Genomic DNA, 21,836 nt, shown 5'->3' with positions numbered 1-21,836 from the left:
TACCCATCCCGAACACGACCGTTAAGCCCTCTAGCGCCGATGGTACTTGGACCGCAGGGTCCTGGGAGAGTAGGACGCCGCCAAGCAAAGAACCACTGCCGATGTTATTCGGTGGTGGTTTTTATTTGTTTATAAGCAAAAGTAGAGGATTAGCTATTTGAAGATGGACTGAAATTTGGCGTTGGAAGCTGATATAAATAGAGGTTGAATTGACTTTTAAAAGAGGATAAATGAATGCTTTAAAAAGTCTTGAAATGAAGGTAACATTTTTGTTACGGAAAACGCATTCGAAACCAGTATAATAGGACTATGTTAAATATGCTAAAAGTACCTGACCACAGAGCTGGAATGTGCAGCTGTGAAAAGGAGGGTGTGTGTGACAAGTTGGCGAAGACTAGTTCTTCATTCGTTTCTCTTGCTCGGCCTGGTAGGCGTGCTTGTAGGATGTGGTGAAGCAGGATCTGCATGGACTTCTTATGAAGGAGCGGTAAACGAGAAGGGTTTCCCGGTTCCTAAAGTGGCGAATAAATCTGACCAGTCTGAAAACAATTCGGATATGGATTATGTTCGATATACGCTATCTGGTATTAGTGAGAGCACTAGTATTCCTGAGGTGTATCTAGACGAGATTAAGAGCTGGGGTTGGACAGAAAAGCAAGCCAAGAGTACATCCAATGACTCAAGTTCCCTACGTGTATTTGCTAAAGAAGGGCATACTGTACATCTAGCTGTACATGATGGCTTCTTCACGGTAATGGTTCCGAAAAGTGAAGCTGCTCAGACGACAGTAAAATCACTTGATGATGATGACTGAATGAGTTGTGCTTTGATGTAATGGTTCGACAATTAACGGTGTAATGGTCCGTATGATAGTAAAGCTCCCGATTACTGATCGGGGGCTTTTTATATTTATTTTTGTCTGTCATGAACCATATTAGATGAGCAATGGATCGTTCGGAGTTTTTCTTTTGGCGGTGACTTAACCAGGAGCTGTAGAGAGGCAGGCTTACAGCACTCACACAGGAGACATGAGGCATAGATAGCAAAGATAGTAGGTGCCTGTAGAGGCTGGTTTCAGTCGTCTGTAGAGCAACTAAACATAGAAAAGGGGAGAAGATACCGAAAGGAGCGATTATGAGCCTAATACATACTCAATATCACAAAAGGTATTCAATAAGCTAGGGAGTGACGGAACGGAAATGAATGAACTCTATTGGGGATAACCATTTTAACTATACCCATGCTGTGGATAAGGGAGAAAGGGAGGGGAAATGAATAAAGGTTATCCACAGTGGATAACCTTTAAGGTTTGGAAGCATGACGCAGTAATCAAAGAAGCGTGTCATAGGAGTGGTTGCGTCAGTTTGAGTAGAAGGTATGGATTAGCTTTAGCGATTATGTATTACTGGGTTCTACTATATATTGCGTGTAGGCAAGGTTATAGATAACGGTTAGAAGAACAATTATTGCAGGTAGTAGGAGACATCTTGTTCATTTAATTTGATAAGCCCGTCCTTACGTTCGCGTGACAGAACAAGTACAACATATAGACGCGGTACAAGCAGCCACAGATGCCAGAAAATCAACGATAGGGTGAAGGACAAGGGTGACCATATTAAACAGACGGTAATGATGCATAATCCAATCCAGCTCATATTGAGGTGGACCCGTACGAACATACGGTAGCTGAAATGTTGGTCTGGAATATAGCCAAACCAAGGCATTTTGAGATTCCATCGCCAACGACGTGCATAGGAGGTACGGACCAGCAGTAATATGGTTCTGGCGATGACATAATGAATCCATAGTGTGATCGGGCCTGCCAGGATAAAGTAGAAGAGGCCGGTCCAGGAGAATGCTAACAGATTAAACAAAAGCATAATTACAGGTAAAGACAGATAGCTGAAGATTACGCTGCGGGCAATGGCCTTTTTTTTCAGAAGCCGGTATTGATAAAAGGTTGCTTTATTCTCCGGTTCGGCGATCATACGATTACAAATCCTCCTTCTGGGATCACGTTCATTCGTAAAAGGTATTCGTTTTCATAAATAAGGAAATGGATGACGCTGAGTTGCACATTTGAACCTTGTATGTACTCCAGATTGATGTACAAGATATGGAAGTAGAATCATTCTATACAAGTATACCTTTGAAACGACCTGGCTGTCAGGTTCTGAATGGTGATGTATTATATATCGGCTGAAAATCCAAGTTTTTTTAAGATTATAGAATATAAGTTTTTCGTAGCTGTAGAAGGAGGAGATAATTACATAAGAAATACAATGAAGTCGGGAATGTTTCTTGTAATGGCTGTCCAAAATGATTTTCATATAATAGAAGAAATTGCAGGTCTGCGAGGTTTTAGAGACGTTATAAGGTTAAGGAGAAGGGGTAACAAATGCAGGCTGTCTCGCTGAAGTATAGAACGAATGGCCTTTTTCTTATGTTTGTTTTCGGTACAGACACCCACAGAGGGGTAGGCGAATATATATATTTTATAGAAAGAAAGCACTATGAAAAGGTTTAAAATAATAGAAACTGTGCAATACTGATAGTAATACGTAAAACAAGGTGGGATGGTTGATGGAAGGACACGCCGAACACACATGCATTATCTGCGAACAGACCAAAAGAGAAGGCATTTTTATTGTATCCGAATTTATATGTGACGCTTGCGAAGCAGAAATGGTTCATACGGATGCACAAGATGCCAAGTACAATTATTTTATTCATCAAATGAAGCAGATTTGGGTGCAAAAGAACGCATAAAGAGCGTTAAATCATATTAATGAACATCACATTGATTTGTATCGATGTGCATAGAGGCCCTAGGGGCCTTTTTCTGTTTCTATTAGGTAAATAAGGAGGGGAAAATGGACATGATAAGCACCCATGGGGTGACTGGATATGATGATGCTGCATCGGTGGAAACGGTGGTTTGCATGGGGGGCTGGACAATTCCTGATATAATGAAAGGAGAAGTGCTTTACCTACACGTTTTGAATACAGCAGATCGTAGGATAGAAACATGCTTGGAGAGGTCTGTTGTTATAGAGAGAGAGCATTGGTACGAACAATATCAAAATTTATGAATGTACAGGATGATTATTCAATGGAGCATAAATCAAATACCGCACCTTTATATGAAGCGTTGCTTGCGTATCGTGATTCAGGGCAGCGTTCTTTTCATGTACCTGGGCATAAGAACGGACAAGTCTATCGGGGGTTACTGGAGCAAACGGACCAGCAGCAGTTAGATGGGGGAGCTGGTGAAATTCACCGTAATGAGGGTGAGGCGAAGGGAAAACAAAGTTCGGGACGGTCAGTACCTGTTGGGGAGGATTGCTTCAGACAGGCTGAGGAAGAGAGGTATGGCAGTAAAATTCACGGGCTGACGAATCATGATCGGAACGGAACTGACGGATCTGAAGCAGATGTAGATGTAGTACCGGTGAGTGCGTTTCTGGAGATGATGCGGCTGGATGTAACGGAAATCTCGGGGACGGACGACTTGCATCATCCAGAAGGGGTTATATTGGAGGCGCAGCAGCTGGCGGCTGATTGTTTTGGAGCAGAGGAGAGCTTTTTCCTTGTCGGAGGCAGTACGTCTGGTAATTTGTCTTTGCTGCTGACCGTATGTAATGAACCTAATAGTCTTGTACTGGTACAGCGTAATGTGCACAAGTCCGTCATTCACGGGTTGATGCTGGCAGGCGCAAGGGCTGTATTCCTGGAGCCATGGGTTGATCCTGCGAGTGGACTTGCGGTGATGCCGTCGCTTGAGACGGTGCAGGCCGCTGTCCAGGCATATCCTGAGGCAAAGGGAGTACTTGTGACTTTGCCCAATTATTATGGCATGGGTGCTGATCTGAAGCCCATTGCTGAGGTGTGCCATGAGGCAGGCATGCCGCTGCTCGTGGATGAAGCGCATGGCGCGCATTATGGGCAGCATCCGGAGCTGCCAGCCTCTGCGCTGTCCTGCGGAGCAGACGGTGTGGTGCAGTCGACCCACAAGATGCTGTCTGCTTTCACCATGGGAGCCATGCTGCACGTTCAAGGACCACGGTTAAACCGGTCCTTGCTGCGTCAGCGTTTGGCCATGGTGCAAAGCTCAAGCCCATCGTACCCGGTGATGGCTTCGCTTGATCTGGCGCGCCGCCTGCTGCATACGCAGGGCGCGAATGCCTTCACGGCGGGACTTGCCGCCGTGGTTGCCTTTAAGCGCGGCCTCGCGGAGCTGCCGCGCTTTCGGTTGCTGCAGCCGTGGCAGCAGCTGCAGCAAGAGCCGCCAGCCGGGACGAAGCCGGTAGCTGGCGGTAATTCCGAGGCCGCCGGTGCACCGGGGCGGCTTGAAGCTCTGCCCGCGGCGGCGTTGCCTTCAGCCGCGGGGTACACCGCTCAGGACCCGTTCAAGGCCGTCATCTATGACGGCACAGGGGTGCTGAGCGGTTATGGGCTGCAGCAGCAGCTGGAAGTGCGCGGCTGCGTGCCCGAAATGAGCGACGAACGATACGTCGTCCTGCTCTTTAGCCTGGGCTCGACGCTGCGCGATGCCGAGCACCTGTTGCAGGCTTTACAGCAAATTAGCCTTGAACAGGAGCAGAGCCAATCTCTTGGTGAGCAATCACAGCGTTTAACAAAAGAGGCTATAAATTTTATTTCCACGTGGAACAATTTTCAAGAAAGCACTCCTTTTTCGGAGCCTATCCCGTTTACGTTGCAGCCGATTATGGAGGAGGATACGACAGAGGTATCCATTGATAATTGTGTAGGTCTTCGCTCTGCGGAGATGGTCACTCCGTATCCTCCCGGTATACCCCTTGTATACGCTGGTGAACGAATAAGTGCAGCCATGATAACACGTATTAAGCTGCTGAGAGATGAAGGAGCAAGGTTTCATGGTGTATCGGATACTTCGCTGCAATCATTGAAAATCATCAGGGAATTATTGAGTTTAGAAGACACGCTTTGAATTCATGCAAAATGCTCAAACAAGTTAGGACATCATTGTTGTCTGGACATAAGAAAGAAGGGAACAAACTTTGGATATTCCGCTAAAAAAATATACGGGAATAGTCCTGCAAGTCATACTGATGTACAGTTTTTATTGGATAGGAAACCTGGTTCAGGCTGTACTGCATCTGCCGTTAACAGGAAGTATTGTCGGGATGCTGCTTCTATTCATCGTCATTCAACTGGGATGGATCAGAATAAGCTGGGGCGAAGAAGGATCATCCTGGCTTCAATCGAACTTGCAATTATTATTTATCCCTCCCACGGTGGGCATAATCAATCATTTTGATTTTTTTAGAGCCAATACCGTGCTGCTTGTTCTGGGGTTGGTCGTTAGTACATTGGTTACCTGTCTGTTGTCTGCGAAAATTAGTGAATGGCTCATGGCGTGGAGATCGACGCATCAAGGCAAGAAGGAGGCGATCTCATGCTCGCATTCATCCTCGGAATCGGAATGATTGCCTTGACCGTGGCTATATATATTCCGGCGACTCATCTATATAGAAGGTTGAAGTGGCCGATCCTTATGCCCGTCTTGACGGCAACGACTGTAATCGTACTGATTCTGGTCCTTTCCGGTATTAATCTCGATACGTACATGCTTGGTGGCAAATGGATACAGGAGTTATTGGGGCCGGCTGTAGTTTCTCTGGCATTTCCTTTGGCGAAACACCTTGATGTACTGAAACGGAATATTATCCCGATATTAGGGGGGACCTTGGGTGGAAGCATCGTTGGTATGTCCACAGGGGCCGCCATATCGCTGCTGCTCGGTTATCCGCAAGATATCGTTATCGCTTTATTGCCCAAATCCATTACGACACCTGTTGCCATTCAACTGGCTGATCAGGTGGGAGGAAATTCATCCTTCACTTCGTTATTTGTGATGATAGCCGGATTTTCGGGGATATTATTGGGACCCTTGATATTGAAATGGGCCAGAGTAAGTAGCAAAAATGCGTATGGGATCGGACTCGGCTCGGCTTCCCACGCACTGGGCATGGCAAGATCCTTTGAGTATGGAGAAAATGCGGTAGCACTGAGTTCCGTATCCATGATTGTCAGTGCTATTGCCGGCTCTGTCATGCTCCCTCTATGGGTATGGTTGATTTACGGCTAATCAGGCTATGTGCCTTAACGGAAATATTGGAGAATAGCTGACCGTTAACGCGGGATCATGTATAGTAGTTATAATAAGAAAGCTTGTACCAAACTCGAAATACTTTCAAACCAATCTATGGAGTAATTCATGAACATACACCTCTGGGCGGGTTCATTCATAGTCTGGAGTATGAGAGGATCGAGATTGTAGTTATCGCAGCACAATTAGGAGCAATTATCGATATAGAAAGCAGGGAAGCATATGCAGGGCAGAGGTAAATTCATTACGTTGGAAGGGGGAGAAGGGTCCGGCAAAACAACGATGATCAGTAAGCTAGGTTCTTACTTTGAAGAACAGGGTATACCATATGTAGTTACTCGGGAACCTGGCGGGATTGAAATTGCGGAGAAAATACGTGCCATCATTCTCAATCCTCTTCATACGGCAATGGATGCAAGAACCGAAGCGCTGCTCTATGCAGCTGCACGCAGCCAGCATCTGGCAGAGAAGGTGGAGCCTGCATTGAAGGCAGGGAAGACCGTTATCTGTGACCGATTTGTCGACAGCAGTCTGGCCTATCAAGGATACGCTCGTGGTCTTGGTGTAGAGAATGTTTGGGCCATCAATCGGTTTGCAATAGGTGAACTAATGCCAGATGTCACGCTCTATCTGGATATCGAGCCTGAAGCAGGGCTCGCCCGCATTGATGCCCACGATGGACGTGAAGTTAACCGCCTGGATCTCGAAAGTCTGGAGTTCCACCGCAAAGTGCGTGAAGGCTATTTTCTGCTGAAGGAACAGTTTCCTGACAGGATCAAAGTCATCGATGCTTCTCAAAAGCAAGAAGAGGTCTTGGCAGCAATGATTTTGTCGCTTGAGACAGGGATTTTGAAGGATTTTGACGAGTAATTGTCTAATATATAGACAGGGCATTTCACAAGGTGCTTATTATCTGAAGGAGGTTATGCAGGATGAAACTGATTGTTGCGATTATACAGGATAAAGACAGCAACCGATTATCCAGCGCATTGGTCAAAGCAAATTTTCGGGCTACGAAATTGGCCAGTACCGGTGGATTTTTGAAGGCAGGCAACACGACGTTTATGATCGGTGTCGATGATGGTCAGGTCGAGTCCGTAATGAACGTCATTCGCAGCAGCTGTAAGGTTCGTGAACAGCTCGTGACTCCAGTCACTCCGATGAGCGGAACAACCGACTCTTACCTGCCGCTACCTGTCGAAGTTCAAGTAGGTGGAGCTACCGTGTTTGTTCTTCCGGTAGATCGATTCGAACACTTTTAATGATGCATTTCGCATAAATCCTATTGAGCGTCCTTCTTGTTATCAAGAATCGCGTTCTCTGTCCGGAAAAAACTTTTCGATCAGGGAAGATTTTATTTCGGACAGAGGTTGACTAACCAACGAATAGATCCATGTGGTGATATTTAACTACTATTATATATAGAGTATGATGTAGCACATATATAAGGTCTCCTCCATGCACAGGCGCAGCGCGCACTGTGCTGATGGTCGATTGGCCTACTAAGGTAGAAAGCAGGCGTTTTCATGAAAATCAATCCTGGATTCCGACCGATGCAGAGTGGACTCAGTTCTTCCGATTCCGGCTCCAAACCGGTTCAATCCAAAAATTTCTCTGATATGATGAATCACCAGGGTGAACGGGCATCACAGGCTGAACTTACCCGCCGATTAAGTGAAATCCAGATGCAGGGTGATCGTTTGTCACGTTCCATGACCATTCGAGAATTAAAAGCATACAAGCAGCTTGTAAAAAGATTTCTGGAGGAAACGGTCCGTCGTGGTGTGTCTATGAAAGAGACTCGAGGATGGGATCGTCGGGGAAGAGGGAAACGTTACAAGTTAATTGATGAGATTGACTCTGCCTTATTATCCATGGCTGATGAGCTTTTGGAAACAGAAGAGGGCAAGATTACGTTATTACAGCAAGTAGGAGAAATTCGGGGAATGCTTATTAATTTAAGCTTCTGAGGAGGAAGTATGTCCTTTCAACAAATTATGGGTCAGCAGGCAGCCAAGCAGATGTTACAGAGCAGTTTGAGACGTCATGCCATAAGTCATGCCTATTTGTTTAGCGGACCATCCGGCAGTGGACAGTTGCAGACGGCGGTCACATTTGCCAAAGCAATATTCTGTACAGAGCTTGAAGATGATGCCTGCGGACAGTGTCTTGAATGTCGTAAGGTGGAACATGGAAATCATCCGGATCTAACCATGCTTGCACCGGATGGAAATAACATTAAAATTGATCAAATTCGGGATCTGCAGCGTATCTTTTCGTACCGTTCAGAGGCGGGGCATCCCAAAGTATATATTATTGAACAGGCTGAGAAAATGACTGTCCAAGCGGCCAACAGCTTGCTGAAGTTTCTGGAAGAACCTCAGGTGCCCGCGGTAGGCATTTTGATTACGGATAATGGACAAGCTATGCTGCCCACCATTCGTTCACGCTCTCAATTGGTTCCTTTCAGTGCATTGAATCCGGAAGAGATGCTGCAATCGCTGATTGCGGAAGGGCACCCTGCCAATCTGGCTCGCTCTGCCGTCCATTTAGCGTCAGGATTGGAAGCATGTAGAGAAATTCTCCAGCAGAATTGGTTTGCAGAAATTAGAAACGTAATGTTACAATTAGGGAAGGAGTCCCTGGGTAGAGGAAGTACATCATTGATCTCTGCACAGCAGAAGCTTTTTAAAACCGGACTCTCAGAACACCTGGATACGATGCTTAGCCTGTTCCATTTATGGTTCAGGGATATGCTGTATGTCCAGTATGGTAGGCATGAACATATCGTTTTTATAGATCAGTTGGACATGCTGTCTCAGTTGGCCCATACCCGCAGCACCGAGCAGTGGGTTTCCTACATGGATATGGCCGCAGCATGCAGAAAAAAATTGCGTTTCAATGTCAATGGCCAGCTTTGTCTGGAGCAATTTTTGATCGGTTTGGCATAAGACTGGGAGAGGAAGATTTTGTTCCAATCATATGCAAACGGTTATAACTTCGGCGGGTTCCCTAAGAAGACAGGGCTTCAGACGAAGTGGGATTGGCTTACGAGGGGGTTAATTTTTTGTACAGTGTAGTGGGTGTCCGTTTCAAAAAAGCGGGCAAAATTTATTACTTCGATCCCCTGGACCTTCCCATTGAAAAAGAAAACTGCGTTATCGTGGAGACAGCGCGGGGGGTAGAGTACGGTAAGGTTGTCGTTGGCAAGAAAGAAGTAGGCGAGTCTGATGTGGTGTTGCCGCTCAAAAAGGTCATCCGGGTGGCGGGCGAGACAGATGCCCGTGTCGTAGATGAGAACAAGCGCGCAGCAAAAGAAGCATTCGGTACTTGTTTAAATAAAATCAAAGACCACGGCCTCAAAATGAAGTTGGTCGATGTGGAATTTACGTTTGATCGCAATAAAATTATTTTTTATTTTACAGCTGAAGGAAGAGTAGATTTCCGGGAGCTGGTCAAGGATCTGGCAAGCATTTTCCGGACACGGATCGAACTGAGACAGATTGGTGTACGTGATGAAGCAAAGATGCTTGGAGGAATCGGACCTTGCGGCCGAGTATTATGTTGTTCTTCCTGGCTGGGAGACTTTGAGCCGGTATCAATCAAGATGGCTAAAGATCAGAGCCTGTCACTGAATCCGACGAAAATTTCCGGGTTGTGCGGAAGACTCATGTGTTGTCTGAAATTTGAGCATGATAACTATGAAAGTGTGAGAGAAGAATTGCCGGCTGTAGGCAAGTTGGTCGTCACCTCATTGGGTGAAGGAAAAGTTGTCGGCATTAATGCCGGTAATCGCACAGTCCATGTTCAACTGTTCGACATCAGTAAAGTCAAAGAACTTCCGCTGGATGACGTCGTTATCAAGTAAACCATAAAGGTTGCTTCGGGGTGGAAACTTGGAAAAGAAAAATCTGTTTACGCACATTCATGAAATGGAAACCCAATTGGGTCAGTTGCACAGTGATTTAGGAGAGTTAAAAATGATTGTTAAAGAGCTGCTTGAAGATAATCAGCGGCTTACCATCGAGAATGAGCAGTTACGCAAACTGCTGAAGCGTGAGGCCCCGGCAGATTTACCCATCGCATCTGCACTCGCTCCGGTAGCAAGGCCTGCGGGGCCTGCTACTGGTGAAGATGTTGTAGGTGAAGGGTATGATAATCTTGCTCGGTTGTATCACGAAGGATTCCACATCTGCAATGTCTATTATGGACATTTGCGGACGGAAGGCGATTGTCTGTTCTGCCTGTCTTTTTTGAATAAATGAAGTGGCCGTAGGGATCCCCTACGGTTTTTTTTCAAGGTTAAGAACCTTGTCTGAGATATAGAGTACCGGAGGATGAGTGTATCATATGACAGAAATATCAGTAAAACTGCAAGATTCGGAGCGAATCGACGATTTGCTCTCTCATGATTTGAAGATTATTCAAAGTGATGAAGTGTTTAGTTTTTCAATGGATGCCGTATTGTTGGCCCGATTTGCTTCAGTACCGAAACGTGGTCGTGTCCTTGATTTGTGTACAGGCAATGGGGTTGTTCCCATTCTGTTAACCACACGGACTCAGGCGAGTCTGGAAGGCATTGAAATTCAGCCGCGATTGGCAGATATGGCACGCCGTAGCATTCAACTGAATGCATTGGAAGAATCCATTACGATCCATGAAGGTGATTTACGTGAACTCGTGAAAGAAACGGGCCATGCTGTATACGATGCTATAACGGTTAACCCTCCGTATATGCCCTTGAATGGAAGTGACCTCAAGATGAACACTCATCAGGCCATGGCACGTCATGAAATCGGATGTACGCTGGAGGAAGTCATTCAAGCCTGCAATCGACTGGTGCGCAATGGCGGTAAAGTATCCATGGTTCATCGTCCGCAGCGTTTAGGTGAGATCATCTCTCTGATGCGTGAGTATAAACTTGAACCGAAGCGAATTCGGATGGTACATCCCCGTGCTCATTTAGAAGCCAATATGGTTTTGATTGAAGCACTCAAGGATGGGAAACCGGAGGTACGCATGCTTCCACCACTGATTGTCTACAATGAAGAGGGGAAATACTGCGAAGAAATTATGGACATATATTACGGTGCACAGCATGCACAACGTACAACGGAAGGAGGGTTTTAGATGACATTGCATATTCAGAAGAGCTACGCAGAGCGGTCAGATGATGCCGGTAAACTATATTTAGTAGGAACACCAATCGGTAATCTGGACGATATGACATTTCGAGCAATTAAAACATTGCAGAGCTGTGACATCATTGCAGCGGAAGACACACGTCAGACCCGAAAGCTGCTTACCCATTTTGAGATTACACCATCGATGTTGTTCAGTTACCATGAGCATAATAAGGGAGCCAGTGGGCCTGAACTAATACGCTATATAATAGAAGGAAAAAATTTGGCACTCGTCAGTGATGCCGGTCTGCCGGCCATTTCGGACCCTGGTTCCGATCTTGTAAAACTTGCGCTTGAAGCTGGAATTACGGTCATTCCCATCCCTGGAGCGAATGCCGCGTTATCAGCTCTGATCGTATCCGGTTTACCGACGGAGCGTTTCACATTCGGCGGTTTTTTGCCGCGGGAGAAAAAAGACATGCGAAAAGTGATGGAAGCTTTTAATGAGTCCAACGGTACGTTGTTATTTTATGAGTCCCCTCACCGTATTCGCAAAACGTTGGCCTATCTCGAAGAGATTTTGGGTGATCGCTCGATCGTACTGGCACGTGAGCTGACGAAACGTCATGAGGAGTTCGCAAGAGGCAGTATCCAAGAATGCATAGAATGGCTTGAGGAACATCCGCCCCTTGGAGAATATTGTTTGCTTGTAGAAGGTATCAGGGAAGAGGAGCGTAAGGCGGAGCGGGAAGCCTGGTGGCAGCTGCTGTCTTTGGAGGATCATGTGAGCCATTATGAGAATGAAGGACTTAGTCGAAAAGATGCGATGAAGAAAACGGCAACAGATCGGGGTTTGACTAAACGAGATGTATATAACGCGTTAATCTAATAACGAATCAATAAATAGAGAACATACACTTAAAGGAACCTTAGGTCCAACCTTAATGGAATATGAAAACGAGTAGAGCGGAGAAAAAATATATTACGAACGTCACCGCTCTTCTTTTTGGAGTTGTATAGACTCGTAGCTCTATTTTTGGGGTAATGAAAACCAATAATAAAGCAAAAAAATACCTTCCAGCGGTGGGGTTCACACCGGGAAGGCGATCAAGGAATATAAAAAGGTTAGAAATAACAATTTAATAAGACTATTATAGCGGATATTTCTTATTTTGTCACAGGTGCAGGGATTTCGGAAATACATTCGTTACAAACAATTTTACCTTTGAAATAAGTAACGTTCTCTGCATTGCCACAGAAGATACAAGCTGGTTCGTATTTTTTCAACATGATGCGCTCGCCGTCAACATAGATCTCAAGAGCATCTTTTTCACCAATACCGAGCGTACGGCGCAATTCGATTGGAATAACTACCCGTCCCAGTTCATCCACTTTTCTTACAATACCTGTTGATTTCATCATTATAATCAGTGCTCCTCTCAGCTAACGATCATTGTCATTATTCGACATTATTTTATGTTTTATGATACTCATCATACCAACGATTCCCAAAACAGTCAACCTTAAAATTAGCTTAAAATAAAGGCTGTTTTTGATAAGATTACGAGTGGTAAGGGATTGGAAGCCATTTTTCGTATTTAAACATCAATGTCAGCTTTGTCGATTTGGAAAACGACAAAACTACCTTATTCGACAAGATTCGTCAAAGCGTGTCGAATCCTTGGTGGTATTATACTGAAAAGCGACAAATACAAACGATACTTAAAGGAGTGAATAGACATGGAACAGCGTTTAACGGAAGAAAAAGTGTTTAAAGATCCGGTACATAATTATATCCATGTGCAAGATCCGATTATATGGCAGTTGATTAACACGCCCGAGTTTCAACGTTTACGCCGAATCCGTCAGTTGGGAACATCGTTTCTTACTTTCCATGGTGCAGAGCACAGCCGCTTCTCACATTCCTTGGGCGTTTACGAAATTACGCGTAAGATTATTTCCCAATTCGAAAGAAGTCACTATTCAGATTGGCCAAAGGAGGAAAAGACGGTAGCCCTTTGCGCAGCATTGCTCCATGATCTTGGACATGGGCCATTCTCTCACTCTATAGAAGAAGCTTTCAATATGAATCATGAGGATTGGACTTGTCGGATCATTACAGGTGATACCGAAGTAGGGGCGATCTTAAGACGGTATGCTCCTGATTTTCCCGAGAAGGTGGCTTCTGTTATTCAAAAAACGTATGAGCAACCTATTGTTGTTAATTTGGTTACCAGTCCGCTCGATGCGGACCGCATGGATTACTTGCTTCGGGATGCCTACTTTACAGGTGTAAATTATGGGACGATTGACCTTGACCGTATCCTGCGTATGCTTCGTCCATATCACGGACGAATTGTGGTCAAGGAGTCTGGCATGCACGCCGTGGAGGATTACTTGATGTCCAGGTACCAGATGTACTGGCAAATTTACTTTCATCCGGTTACCCGGAGTTCGGAAATTATATTGCGGCAAATATTTAAGCGGGCAAAAAGTCTCATACAGCAAGGTTTTCAATTCCGCTTCATGATTGATCCACTGCCCCAGTTATTCAATGGAGATTTATCAGTGGAAGAATATTTGCAACTGGACGAAGCTTTGATTCAGACGGCATTTATGCAGTGGCGCAAAGAGGACGATACTGTTCTAAGTGAGTTATGCGAACGATTTATAGATCGCAAATTATATAAGTATGTAGAGATTGAACAGATCGACGTAAACATGATTGAAGAGATTCGGGAAGCCTTCACTGTAGCCGGTCTCAATCCCGAGTATGATCTAGAAATTGATTTTCCAACGGATAATCCGTATGATGTGTTTCGTCCGGATGAATCCACGGACAAGCAGATTTTACTGCTTGATCGGCAAGACAAGTTACATGAGTTGTCAGAGGTGTCCGACATTGTCCGTTCAATCAGTGGTCTTCATCGCGGAAAACATCATTTGTATTATCCGCAGAATAAGGTGGATGCGATTGTTCATGAATTACCGTCCCATATTCGCCCCTATTTCTCACATTAAATGATGTGCAATGCTGTTCAAGAATCATGATGTAAAAAAGCTTTCGAAAAGAGCTATTTTTCATGATACAGTAATCTGCTTTAATGGAGAGTACATGTAGATCGACATAATTTTGTAATCTGAGCAATTAGAATACAACCCGAGTTGCTAAAAATAAGCACATATAGATATGAAGGAACTTGTTTGTTCTACATGTTGTGTTCAATAAACTAATGGAATGAAATATAAAAAAACATGAACCAATTTAGTAATATTTATGTTCTGGTTAAGATGTACAGGATGCATTAAAAAGAGATAGTCGTTTATTCGACATGAAGGGAGAAATACAGCATGATGTTGTTCGACACACACACACACCTGGATGCACCACAATTCGACGAGGACCGCGAGGAAATGATTCAGCGTGCCGTGGATGCAGGCGTTGGTCGCATGATTAACGTGGGCTTTAATCGGGAAACCATTCCGTCCACGATGAAGCTGGCTGAAACCTATGATTTTATCTATGCTGCGGTAGGTTGGCACCCAGTGGATGCAATCACGATGCAGGAGGGTGATCTGGAATGGATTGCATCTTTATGCAAGCATGAAAAAGTGGTAGCCATTGGTGAAATTGGTCTAGACTATTACTGGGACACTTCACCGAAAGAGGTTCAACATCGCGTATTACGACAACAGATTGGTCTTGCCCGTGAGTTAAATATGCCAATTGTCATTCACAACCGGGATGCGCATGAGGATATTGTAAAGATTCTGCGTGAAGAGAAGGCGGGGGAAGTAGGCGGTGTTATGCATTCCTTCTCTGGCAGCTGGGAAACAGCGAAAATGTGCCTGGATTTGGGCTTTCATCTTTCCTTCGGAGGGCCAATCACGTTCAAAAATGCGAAGCAGCCCAAAGAGGTTCTTGAGAAGGTTCCTATGGACCGATTTTTCATCGAAACGGACGCCCCTTATTTGACACCGCACCCTTATCGTGGAAAACGAAATGAGACAGCGCATGTACGTCTGGTTGCAGAAGCAGCTGCGGAAATTAAAGGCATTTCGGTAGAGGAAATCGCAGCAATAACGACCAAAAATGCCATGGAACGATTTGGGATTCGTTAAAATATCGAGCAAAACAGGTGAAAAAGTGAGTTAGGCGGAGTTAATTTGCTTTTTGATCCAAATAAATCAAGAATATTACAATATTTTAACCAAATATTTAGAAAAACGTACTTGAACAACGCTTTACAACATGCATAGAAACAGGATATCATCTTTTCAGTGAATTGTTGTGCGGAAAATTGGACAGATGTTCGGGGGATGAACAAAGGGACACTTTCCGATGAAACAACATTACTTTCATGAATCAGTCTCGCTGAGTCTCCGTTAACGGAGAGCGGGGGAACCAATAGGGCTTAAACATCGGTGTTTGCAGCCGATGCGCAACATGCGCTGACCCAAAAGCAGCGTATGAATCTGCGAAGCCGTATTTGATTTCTTCTTTGGGTCTCGGGGTGAATTCAAGGGCGTCCGCCATGAGCGGATGACCGGAGATAGGGCGGCTCTCTTTCGCCCGAACCCGACAGCTAACCTCGCAAGCGGAAAAAGAGAGGCAACCTCGTGCATGAATTTCCGATATTCAGAATCATTCGGAAGCCACGAAAGAGTTCCTCTTAAACTCTTTCTTTGGCTTTTTTGTTTTTGAATAAAAGAAATACTGTCATCATACGGTAAGTATTCAGGAGGATGACATCATGTTGCGAAGATTGATTCATGGTGCAGAACCGGATTATGTTGGTCCGATCTGTGTTCTGTAGAAAATTTGGTATAGTCGCGTCAAAGACATCATGCATTACTTTAGACGGCGAGGCTATGAAGGAGGACGGAGAAGTGGGCACATTCCAACCAGAAGAGACCCATGAGTCACGATCATCCAGTAAGTCTTTCGCGTTGCGGTGGAAGCATGAGAACATGCGTCAAATGGCATTGATCGCGATTTTCTCAATTGCGCTTACAATCATGATCTTGTTAGTCGTTTACGGTCAGGCCGGGAAACAAATTTCACTGGTTATTGATGGCAAGGCTCAAGCGGTAGAGACTCGTACAGGAATGCTTCAGGAAATGCTGGAGGAGCAGTCAATCACAGTCAGCCCTCACGATCAGGTATCCATGCCCTTGAATGGGGCGATTACAGATGGAGACCGCATCGTTATTGAGCGGGCCGTTCCAGTTAAGATTACGGCAGACGGAGACACCAAGACTCTGTATACAACCGATTCATCGGTAAAAGATGCGATTAAAAAATCAGGTATTCAGATTGCAAGTGAAGACAAAGTGTATCCGGCGCTTGGAACCACTATCGAAGCGGATATGAAAATTCGTGTAGTGCGGGTAACAAAGCGTACGGTGGAAGTGGAACAGCCGATTGCTTATAAAGTGATCAAAACGGCTGACCCTACCTTGTACAAAGGCGACAATCGTGTCATTGTGAGCGGTAAAGAAGGCACGCTTGTACAGCATATTGAAAAGGTGTTCCAGGATGGAGAATTGGTCTCCAAAAAAATGGTGGGTAAATCGGTCGCAACGAATCGCGTTGATAAAGTGATTGCCGTTGGTACCAAAGCCAAACCTGTTGTGAAAGAGCCAGTGATTCAGACGGTATCAGCGCAGACTTCCACGACAAAAACAGCAACAACCACGAACTCGAAGAAAACCGCTGCCTCGGGCAGCAAAGTAATTACCGTCTCAGGAAGTTCTTTTAAATATTCTAAAGTGTTAAAAAATGTATCCATGACGGCTTACTCTTCTGAAGAGCCCGGTATCGGCACAAAAACAGCATCAGGTACTCGGGTAACCGAGGGACGTACCATTGCAGTTGATCCCAAAGTCATTCCAATTGGCTGGTGGGTGTATATCGAGGGCCTTGGCTTCCGTCGTGCGGAAGACACAGGTGGTGCCATTAAAGGCAACAAAATTGATGTGTATTATGATAGTGTGAAGCATGCCCTGAACTTCGGACGGAAGAAAGGCAAGACGGTATATGTGATTGGTCCGGTGAAGCCGGAAGCGAACTAAAATCGTTTTACTTTGAAATGGGAATGCTATAAAATATAAGCATGAATGATTCATGCGGAATATGCGGCGGAGGGGTCTGAATTCAGTCTCCCCCGCCGTTTGGCAGAGAAGAGGATATTCCTCTTCTTTTTGCGTTAGAAAGGAAGAAATGGAACATGATAAAAGAAGTGATCGTGGTAGAAGGTCGTGATGACACCGTAGCCATTCGACGTGCGGTTCAGGCAGATACGATCGAGACTGGTGGATCTGCCATCAACCAGCGCATTCTAAAGCGTATTGCACTTGCTCAAGAGAGACGTGGTGTCATTGTACTGACAGATCCGGATCATGCTGGTGAACGTATTCGTAAAATCATCGCCAATAAGGTACCTGGTTGCAAGCATGCTTTCATTCCGGAGGCAGATGCTACGCGCAAGGGCGATATCGGAGTGGAGAACGCATCACCGGAGGCGATTCGTCATGCACTGGCTCGTGTACACACGTCATATGAAGGCGCCCCAAGTCTGATCGATTGGGAAGATCTGATTGCGGCGGGACTGATTGTGCACCCACAGGCTGCTGCACGTCGTATGGAGATGGGCAATCTGCTGGGTATAGGTTATTGCAACGGCAAGCAGTTCCACAAGCGGTTGAGTGTATTCCAGATTACCCGGGAAGAATTCTCCGAAGCATTATCGCAAATTGAACGTGAAGGATTGTGAGCGTATGAAAGGCATGGAAGAAACCGTAGAGATTGCAACACCCAAACGAACCAAAGAAATTATTCAAAGACACGGATTTTCATTCAAGAAGAGCCTGGGTCAGAACTTTCTGATCGATCAAAATATATTAAACAAAATTGTAAATGCAGCTGATCTGGACGAGTCTAAGGGCGCACTTGAGATCGGACCAGGTATTGGCGCACTCACAGAACGTCTGGCTCGTGTAGCTGGTCCTGTAACGGCTGTAGAGATTGATCAGAGATTGATTCCGATTCTGGGTGAAGTGATGCAGCCTTATCCGAACGTTCGTGTGCATCACGGGGATGTGCTGAAGCTAGATCTAGCCGAGTTGTTCCGCACCGATTTTGGAACGGTAGATAAAGTGAGTGTTGTGGCCAATCTGCCTTACTATGTAACGACACCAATCATGATGAAGCTGCTCGAAGAGAAGCTGCCTGTAGACAGTATTGTAGTCATGATCCAGAAGGAAGTGGCTGAACGTATGGCTGCTGCACCGGGATCAAAGGACTATGGCAGTCTGAGCATTGCGGTTCAGTACTACAGTATGCCGGAATTGGTCTGTATTGTTCCGCCCACGGTTTTCATTCCGCAGCCTAATGTGGAATCGGCAGTAATCAAGTTAAAGGTGCGTAAGCAACCACCGGTTGAAGTTCCCGACGAAGCACATTTCTTCGAAGTGGTACAGGCTTCCTTCGCGCAGCGTAGAAAAACAATCTCAAATAATTTGAAAGCTCGTTTCTTCACAAAGGAGAACAGAGAACAGGCTGATCAGCTGTTGGAGCAGGCCGGTATTCAACCTTCAAGACGGGGAGAAACATTGAGCCTGCAGGAGTATGCAACACTCTGTACCGTAATGTGGGAAGCTGGAGTACGTGCAGCTCTGTAAAATTCGGATGAACCAATCCGGGTTTTTGCCCATACGATGGGGTAGAGGTGATTATGTTGATGAATATCGGAGACTTGGTCGTTCGAAAGTCATACGGTGGAGATGTGACTTTTCGGGTGCAAGGCCTCCAGTCGGACGGTGCCATCATTAAAGGGACCGAGTTCCGGCTGTTAGCCGATTCCCCTGTGGACGATTTGATACAGGTTCCTTATGAACCGCAGAGTGCGAAGACGAGGCAGGCTCACGTGAAGGCACATCAGACGCTCTCACGCCTGCAGCAGAATCGAATGGAACAGGCTGAGCGCAATCGTGAAGGAATAGTTCAGGAATGGTCTGTGCAACAAGAACCGGCTTATTTCGAGATGCCTGGCAAAGTGCTGCACTTGGATGGTGACCCCAATTATCTAAAAAAAAGCATGAACCTTTATGAGCAGCTTCGTGTTCCCGCAGAGGGCCAATATGTACATGAGTCTGCCATGGCTGACACGTTATATCGTCTGCTGCCGAAAGTGCGTCCGGATATTGTTGTGATTACTGGCCATGACGGCGTACTCAAGACTCGTCAGCCCTACGACTTATATAGTCTGGGCAGCTACAAGAATTCGCAGAACTTCGTGTCCGCTATTCAAGTGGCTAGGCAGTATGAACGTCATCTCGATGCGCTCACGATTGTAGCTGGCGCGTGTCAGTCCCACTTTGAGGCCTTGCTGCGGGCTGGAGCGAACTTTGCCAGTTCACCAGGCCGAATTCTCATTCATGCTCTGGATCCAGTCTATGTGGCAGCCAAGGCAGCCTTCACGTCGGTGCGGGAAACCGTGAACATGAATGACATTTTGCATAACACGATTAGTGGTAGCCAGGGTGTGGGCGGCGTAGAGACAAGGGGAAGTTATCGCGTAGGTCTGCCCGGATTGAATGATTTATCCACGTTAAAAGTGAATCCATCAGCCGTCTGAAGATGGCAGAAGAAAGTCCCATTTAGGGGCTTTTTTTGTTTGCAAAAAAATTCATTGACAACAACTTTTTGATACTGATATAATAATTAGTTTTGATTTGACAATGACTGTAAAATCCGGTATAATGGACAAGAAAAGAGGTGGTCGTCGACAATGGCTAAAAATACGCTATTGGATATCAAACGCAATCTCGATGCACATATCGGTCAGAAAATTATGCTGCGGGCTAATGGTGGCCGCCGTAAGACCATTGAGCGTACGGGTGTATTGGAAGAAACGTACCCTTCTGTTTTTATTGTCAAGCTTGATGAGGAGCAAGAAACTTTCAAGCGAGTATCCTACAGTTATGCTGATATACTTACGGAATCGGTGGAAGTCATGGTATTTGATCCAGGCAGCCAGACGCATAGCTCCTACATGGAGACGTAAGTATCGATTTACGGCGATTCTGCCCCCTTGGGCAGGTCGCTTTTTTTATTTTTGCAATAAGCCCGCTCGATTCATCGGAGAGGCATAGTTGATCAGGAATGAGTCTGGAGAAGAAGCGGCATACTATTTGGACAGGTTCAAGGCATTTTTCTTGGCCTGAGGGCAAATAGTCCCGGATACGAATGGACTTATTATGAATGAACTATTTCGAGGAGGATGACCCATGAGCCGGAGAAGAAGAAGTGTAATGTCGGATGAACTCAAGAATGAACTGGCAAAAGACCTAGGGTTCTATGATACCGTCCAGCAGGAAGGTTGGGGCGGGATCAAAGCGAAGGATGCGGGCAATATGGTGAAACGGGCCATTCAACTTGCGGAAGAAGCGGCACGCAAATCGTAATCCGGTTCAATCGGTTTGGAGAGCGGGGCAATCCGGCAGGAATGACCTCGCTTTTTCCCCATGGATGCGGAATAGAAATGACTTGACAGCCCCATTTTGATATAATATGTTAAGTTGTCTTAGGGAAAAGGTGAGGACGGGTGAACGCCTTGAAAATTTACGAAAAAGCGCCTGCTAAAATCAATTTGATGCTAGACGTTCTACATAAAAGAAGAGATGGATTTCACGAAGTTGAGATGATTATGACGATGGTGGATCTTGCCGATCGACTGGAAATGTCTGAGCTTCCTCGTGACACGATCTTTATCTCCAGTCAGGCGGGATATATCCCCCTGGATGAGAAGAACCTGGCATTTCAGGCAGCCAGGCTTATCAAAGAGCGTTATGATGTGAAAACTGGAGTTCATATTCATCTAGACAAAAAAATACCGGTGGCCGCCGGACTTGCTGGTGGCAGCAGTGATGCAGCAGCAACGCTGCGTGGATTGAATCGCCTCTGGCGTCTCAACATTCCGGATCAAGAGCTTCAGGAGCTCGGAGCCGAACTGGGGTCTGATGTGCCTTTCTGCATTACAGGTGGAACAGCACTCGCTACAGGCCGTGGTGAGAAGTTGACACCGATGCCGAATCCCCCGCAATGTTGGGTGATCTTGGCCAAGCCGCCGATTAATGTGTCCACAGCCGACGTCTATGGACGTTTCCGCAGCGACAAGATTGTTCGTCATCCAAGTGCTGCCAAAATGGAGCAGGCCATTCGCAATCAATCCTTTGCCGAAGTGTGCGGGCAGATGGGGAATGTGCTTGAGGACGTAACGTTGAAGCTGTATCCGGAAGTTCAGCATCTGAAAGATGCCATGATTCGGCTTGGAGCAGACGGAGTATTAATGTCAGGCAGTGGTCCAACCGTGTTTGGGCTTGTCTCCAAAGAGTCCAAGGTTGCCCGAGTCTACAATGGACTGCGAGGCTTCTGTAAAGAAGTGTATGCCGTACGTATGCTAACTTAATATTCGCTTTTATAATGTACAAACACGTATAAAGGTGGTATATTTTTAAATAATTATTCGGATTTGGATGTTTTCCGTGATCGTGAG

Annotated in this window: 25 protein-coding genes, 1 rRNA gene and 1 riboswitch; of the genes, 24 read left to right on the top strand and 2 right to left on the bottom strand. The window is 45.7% G+C overall.

Annotated elements, in window-relative coordinates:
- Both rrf and HP548_RS19100 read left to right on the top strand, forming a co-directional pair.
- A 5S ribosomal RNA gene (rrf, locus tag HP548_RS19105) occupies positions 1–86 on the top strand; the annotation flags it as partial.
- A 290-nt stretch (positions 87–376) separates the two neighbouring features.
- A complete protein-coding gene (locus HP548_RS19100; protein ID WP_076292105.1) occupies positions 377–814 on the top strand; it encodes a hypothetical protein in 438 nt (145 codons plus the stop codon).
- Between the two features lie 649 nt (positions 815–1,463).
- Here HP548_RS19100 and HP548_RS19095 read toward each other — a convergent pair.
- Positions 1,464–1,988, bottom strand: coding sequence for a hypothetical protein (locus HP548_RS19095; protein ID WP_063568461.1), 525 nt, complete (start codon positions 1,986–1,988; stop codon positions 1,464–1,466).
- A gap of 595 nt (positions 1,989–2,583) precedes the next feature.
- On the opposite strand from HP548_RS19095, the gene HP548_RS19090 reads away from it, so the two are divergent.
- The 13 genes from HP548_RS19090 (at position 2,584) to rsmI (ending at position 12,166) form a co-directional block, all read left to right on the top strand.
- A complete protein-coding gene (locus HP548_RS19090; protein ID WP_024633689.1) occupies positions 2,584–2,769 on the top strand; it encodes a sigma factor G inhibitor Gin in 186 nt (61 codons plus the stop codon).
- Between the two features lie 104 nt (positions 2,770–2,873).
- On the top strand, positions 2,874–3,092 hold the full coding sequence (locus HP548_RS19085; RefSeq protein WP_099859189.1) for a hypothetical protein: 219 nt from the start codon (positions 2,874–2,876) through the stop codon (positions 3,090–3,092).
- Positions 3,093–3,112: 20 nt separating this feature from the next.
- Entirely contained in the window at positions 3,113–4,972 is a 1,860-nt protein-coding gene (locus HP548_RS19080) for an aminotransferase class I/II-fold pyridoxal phosphate-dependent enzyme (RefSeq protein ID WP_175382529.1), read from the top strand.
- Positions 4,973–5,042: 70 nt separating this feature from the next.
- A complete protein-coding gene (locus HP548_RS19075) occupies positions 5,043–5,471 on the top strand; it encodes a CidA/LrgA family protein (protein WP_099859191.1) in 429 nt (142 codons plus the stop codon).
- Complete coding sequence (locus HP548_RS19070; RefSeq protein WP_076292107.1) at positions 5,441–6,133, top strand: LrgB family protein; 693 nt, start codon at positions 5,441–5,443, stop codon at positions 6,131–6,133. The genes HP548_RS19075 and HP548_RS19070 overlap by 31 nt, the downstream gene beginning before the upstream one ends.
- Before the next feature lie 243 nt (positions 6,134–6,376).
- Entirely contained in the window at positions 6,377–7,024 is a 648-nt protein-coding gene (gene tmk, locus HP548_RS19065) for a dTMP kinase (protein WP_091001839.1), read from the top strand.
- A 62-nt stretch (positions 7,025–7,086) separates the two neighbouring features.
- The gene (locus tag HP548_RS19060) at positions 7,087–7,416 is read left to right on the top strand and encodes a cyclic-di-AMP receptor (RefSeq protein ID WP_017691391.1); all 330 of its coding nucleotides are present in this window, start codon (positions 7,087–7,089) and stop codon (positions 7,414–7,416) included.
- A 264-nt stretch (positions 7,417–7,680) separates the two neighbouring features.
- Positions 7,681–8,124 (top strand): YaaR family protein, encoded by a 444-nt coding sequence (locus tag HP548_RS19055; protein ID WP_024633694.1) that lies wholly within the window; start codon positions 7,681–7,683, stop codon positions 8,122–8,124.
- 9 nt (positions 8,125–8,133) lie between these two features.
- A complete protein-coding gene (gene holB, locus HP548_RS19050) occupies positions 8,134–9,105 on the top strand; it encodes a DNA polymerase III subunit delta' (protein ID WP_175382528.1) in 972 nt (323 codons plus the stop codon).
- 116 nt (positions 9,106–9,221) lie between these two features.
- Positions 9,222–10,022, top strand: a complete 801-nt coding sequence (locus HP548_RS19045; protein WP_024633696.1) for a PSP1 domain-containing protein — start codon at positions 9,222–9,224, stop codon at positions 10,020–10,022.
- A 28-nt stretch (positions 10,023–10,050) separates the two neighbouring features.
- The gene (gene yabA, locus HP548_RS19040; protein WP_024633697.1) at positions 10,051–10,419 is read left to right on the top strand and encodes a DNA replication initiation control protein YabA; all 369 of its coding nucleotides are present in this window, start codon (positions 10,051–10,053) and stop codon (positions 10,417–10,419) included.
- A gap of 85 nt (positions 10,420–10,504) precedes the next feature.
- Positions 10,505–11,284, top strand: coding sequence for a tRNA1(Val) (adenine(37)-N6)-methyltransferase (locus tag HP548_RS19035; protein WP_175382527.1), 780 nt, complete (start codon positions 10,505–10,507; stop codon positions 11,282–11,284).
- Positions 11,285–12,166, top strand: coding sequence for a 16S rRNA (cytidine(1402)-2'-O)-methyltransferase (gene rsmI / locus HP548_RS19030; RefSeq protein ID WP_175382526.1), 882 nt, complete (start codon positions 11,285–11,287; stop codon positions 12,164–12,166).
- Positions 12,167–12,444: 278 nt separating this feature from the next.
- Here rsmI and HP548_RS19025 read toward each other — a convergent pair whose 3' ends face one another.
- Positions 12,445–12,699 (bottom strand): AbrB/MazE/SpoVT family DNA-binding domain-containing protein, encoded by a 255-nt coding sequence (locus HP548_RS19025; RefSeq protein WP_024633700.1) that lies wholly within the window; start codon positions 12,697–12,699, stop codon positions 12,445–12,447.
- Between the two features lie 318 nt (positions 12,700–13,017).
- Between HP548_RS19025 and HP548_RS19020 the strand changes: the two genes are divergently transcribed.
- The 9 genes from HP548_RS19020 (at position 13,018) to ispE (ending at position 21,749) form a co-directional block, all read left to right on the top strand.
- Positions 13,018–14,298 carry an HD domain-containing protein gene (locus HP548_RS19020; protein ID WP_076292112.1) on the top strand — a complete coding sequence of 427 codons (1,281 nt, stop codon included), beginning with the start codon at positions 13,018–13,020 and terminating at the stop codon, positions 14,296–14,298.
- 330 nt (positions 14,299–14,628) lie between these two features.
- Positions 14,629–15,399, top strand: a complete 771-nt coding sequence (locus HP548_RS19015; protein WP_175382525.1) for a TatD family hydrolase — start codon at positions 14,629–14,631, stop codon at positions 15,397–15,399.
- Positions 15,400–15,640: 241 nt separating this feature from the next.
- A riboswitch (cyclic di-AMP (ydaO/yuaA leader) is annotated at positions 15,641–15,894 on the top strand.
- Between the two features lie 273 nt (positions 15,895–16,167).
- Complete coding sequence (locus tag HP548_RS19010; RefSeq protein WP_175382524.1) at positions 16,168–17,352, top strand: ubiquitin-like domain-containing protein; 1,185 nt, start codon at positions 16,168–16,170, stop codon at positions 17,350–17,352.
- 155 nt (positions 17,353–17,507) lie between these two features.
- Positions 17,508–18,053: a ribonuclease M5 gene (gene rnmV, locus HP548_RS19005; protein WP_024633704.1), complete on the top strand. Its 546-nt coding sequence runs from the start codon at positions 17,508–17,510 to the stop codon at positions 18,051–18,053.
- Positions 18,054–18,057: 4 nt separating this feature from the next.
- The gene (gene rsmA, locus HP548_RS19000; RefSeq protein WP_175382523.1) at positions 18,058–18,960 is read left to right on the top strand and encodes a 16S rRNA (adenine(1518)-N(6)/adenine(1519)-N(6))-dimethyltransferase RsmA; all 903 of its coding nucleotides are present in this window, start codon (positions 18,058–18,060) and stop codon (positions 18,958–18,960) included.
- A gap of 59 nt (positions 18,961–19,019) precedes the next feature.
- Positions 19,020–19,916 carry a sporulation peptidase YabG gene (gene yabG / locus HP548_RS18995; protein WP_099859195.1) on the top strand — a complete coding sequence of 299 codons (897 nt, stop codon included), beginning with the start codon at positions 19,020–19,022 and terminating at the stop codon, positions 19,914–19,916.
- Positions 19,917–20,069: 153 nt separating this feature from the next.
- Positions 20,070–20,345 (top strand): biofilm formation stimulator Veg, encoded by a 276-nt coding sequence (veg, locus tag HP548_RS18990; RefSeq protein WP_053778931.1) that lies wholly within the window; start codon positions 20,070–20,072, stop codon positions 20,343–20,345.
- Positions 20,346–20,568: 223 nt separating this feature from the next.
- On the top strand, positions 20,569–20,745 hold the full coding sequence (locus HP548_RS18985) for a small, acid-soluble spore protein, alpha/beta type (RefSeq protein WP_053778930.1): 177 nt from the start codon (positions 20,569–20,571) through the stop codon (positions 20,743–20,745).
- A gap of 149 nt (positions 20,746–20,894) precedes the next feature.
- Positions 20,895–21,749: a 4-(cytidine 5'-diphospho)-2-C-methyl-D-erythritol kinase gene (gene ispE / locus HP548_RS18980; protein ID WP_076292144.1), complete on the top strand. Its 855-nt coding sequence runs from the start codon at positions 20,895–20,897 to the stop codon at positions 21,747–21,749.
- The last annotated feature ends 87 nt before the right edge of the window (positions 21,750–21,836 follow it).

Source organism: Paenibacillus taichungensis (genome assembly GCF_013359905.1).
In the GTDB taxonomy this organism is placed as follows: domain Bacteria; phylum Bacillota; class Bacilli; order Paenibacillales; family Paenibacillaceae; genus Paenibacillus; species Paenibacillus taichungensis.
The sequence above is the reverse complement of the archived record's forward strand: the minus strand, read 5'-3'. Positions and strand labels throughout refer to the sequence as shown.

Coding starts and splice junctions, on each gene's coding strand:
- HP548_RS19095 (WP_063568461.1), bottom strand. CDS start 1,988: ATGATCGCCGAACCGGAGAATAAAGCAACCTTTTATCAATACCGGCTT.
- HP548_RS19090 (WP_024633689.1), top strand. CDS start 2,584: ATGGAAGGACACGCCGAACACACATGCATTATCTGCGAACAGACCAAA.
- HP548_RS19085 (WP_099859189.1), top strand. CDS start 2,874: ATGGACATGATAAGCACCCATGGGGTGACTGGATATGATGATGCTGCA.
- HP548_RS19080 (WP_175382529.1), top strand. CDS start 3,113: ATGGAGCATAAATCAAATACCGCACCTTTATATGAAGCGTTGCTTGCG.
- HP548_RS19070 (WP_076292107.1), top strand. CDS start 5,441: ATGCTCGCATTCATCCTCGGAATCGGAATGATTGCCTTGACCGTGGCT.
- tmk (WP_091001839.1), top strand. CDS start 6,377: ATGCAGGGCAGAGGTAAATTCATTACGTTGGAAGGGGGAGAAGGGTCC.
- HP548_RS19060 (WP_017691391.1), top strand. CDS start 7,087: ATGAAACTGATTGTTGCGATTATACAGGATAAAGACAGCAACCGATTA.
- HP548_RS19055 (WP_024633694.1), top strand. CDS start 7,681: ATGAAAATCAATCCTGGATTCCGACCGATGCAGAGTGGACTCAGTTCT.
- holB (WP_175382528.1), top strand. CDS start 8,134: ATGTCCTTTCAACAAATTATGGGTCAGCAGGCAGCCAAGCAGATGTTA.
- HP548_RS19035 (WP_175382527.1), top strand. CDS start 10,505: ATGACAGAAATATCAGTAAAACTGCAAGATTCGGAGCGAATCGACGAT.
- rsmI (WP_175382526.1), top strand. CDS start 11,285: ATGACATTGCATATTCAGAAGAGCTACGCAGAGCGGTCAGATGATGCC.
- HP548_RS19025 (WP_024633700.1), bottom strand. CDS start 12,699: ATGATGAAATCAACAGGTATTGTAAGAAAAGTGGATGAACTGGGACGG.
- HP548_RS19020 (WP_076292112.1), top strand. CDS start 13,018: ATGGAACAGCGTTTAACGGAAGAAAAAGTGTTTAAAGATCCGGTACAT.
- HP548_RS19015 (WP_175382525.1), top strand. CDS start 14,629: ATGATGTTGTTCGACACACACACACACCTGGATGCACCACAATTCGAC.
- rnmV (WP_024633704.1), top strand. CDS start 17,508: ATGATAAAAGAAGTGATCGTGGTAGAAGGTCGTGATGACACCGTAGCC.
- rsmA (WP_175382523.1), top strand. CDS start 18,058: ATGAAAGGCATGGAAGAAACCGTAGAGATTGCAACACCCAAACGAACC.
- yabG (WP_099859195.1), top strand. CDS start 19,020: ATGAATATCGGAGACTTGGTCGTTCGAAAGTCATACGGTGGAGATGTG.
- veg (WP_053778931.1), top strand. CDS start 20,070: ATGGCTAAAAATACGCTATTGGATATCAAACGCAATCTCGATGCACAT.
- HP548_RS18985 (WP_053778930.1), top strand. CDS start 20,569: ATGAGCCGGAGAAGAAGAAGTGTAATGTCGGATGAACTCAAGAATGAA.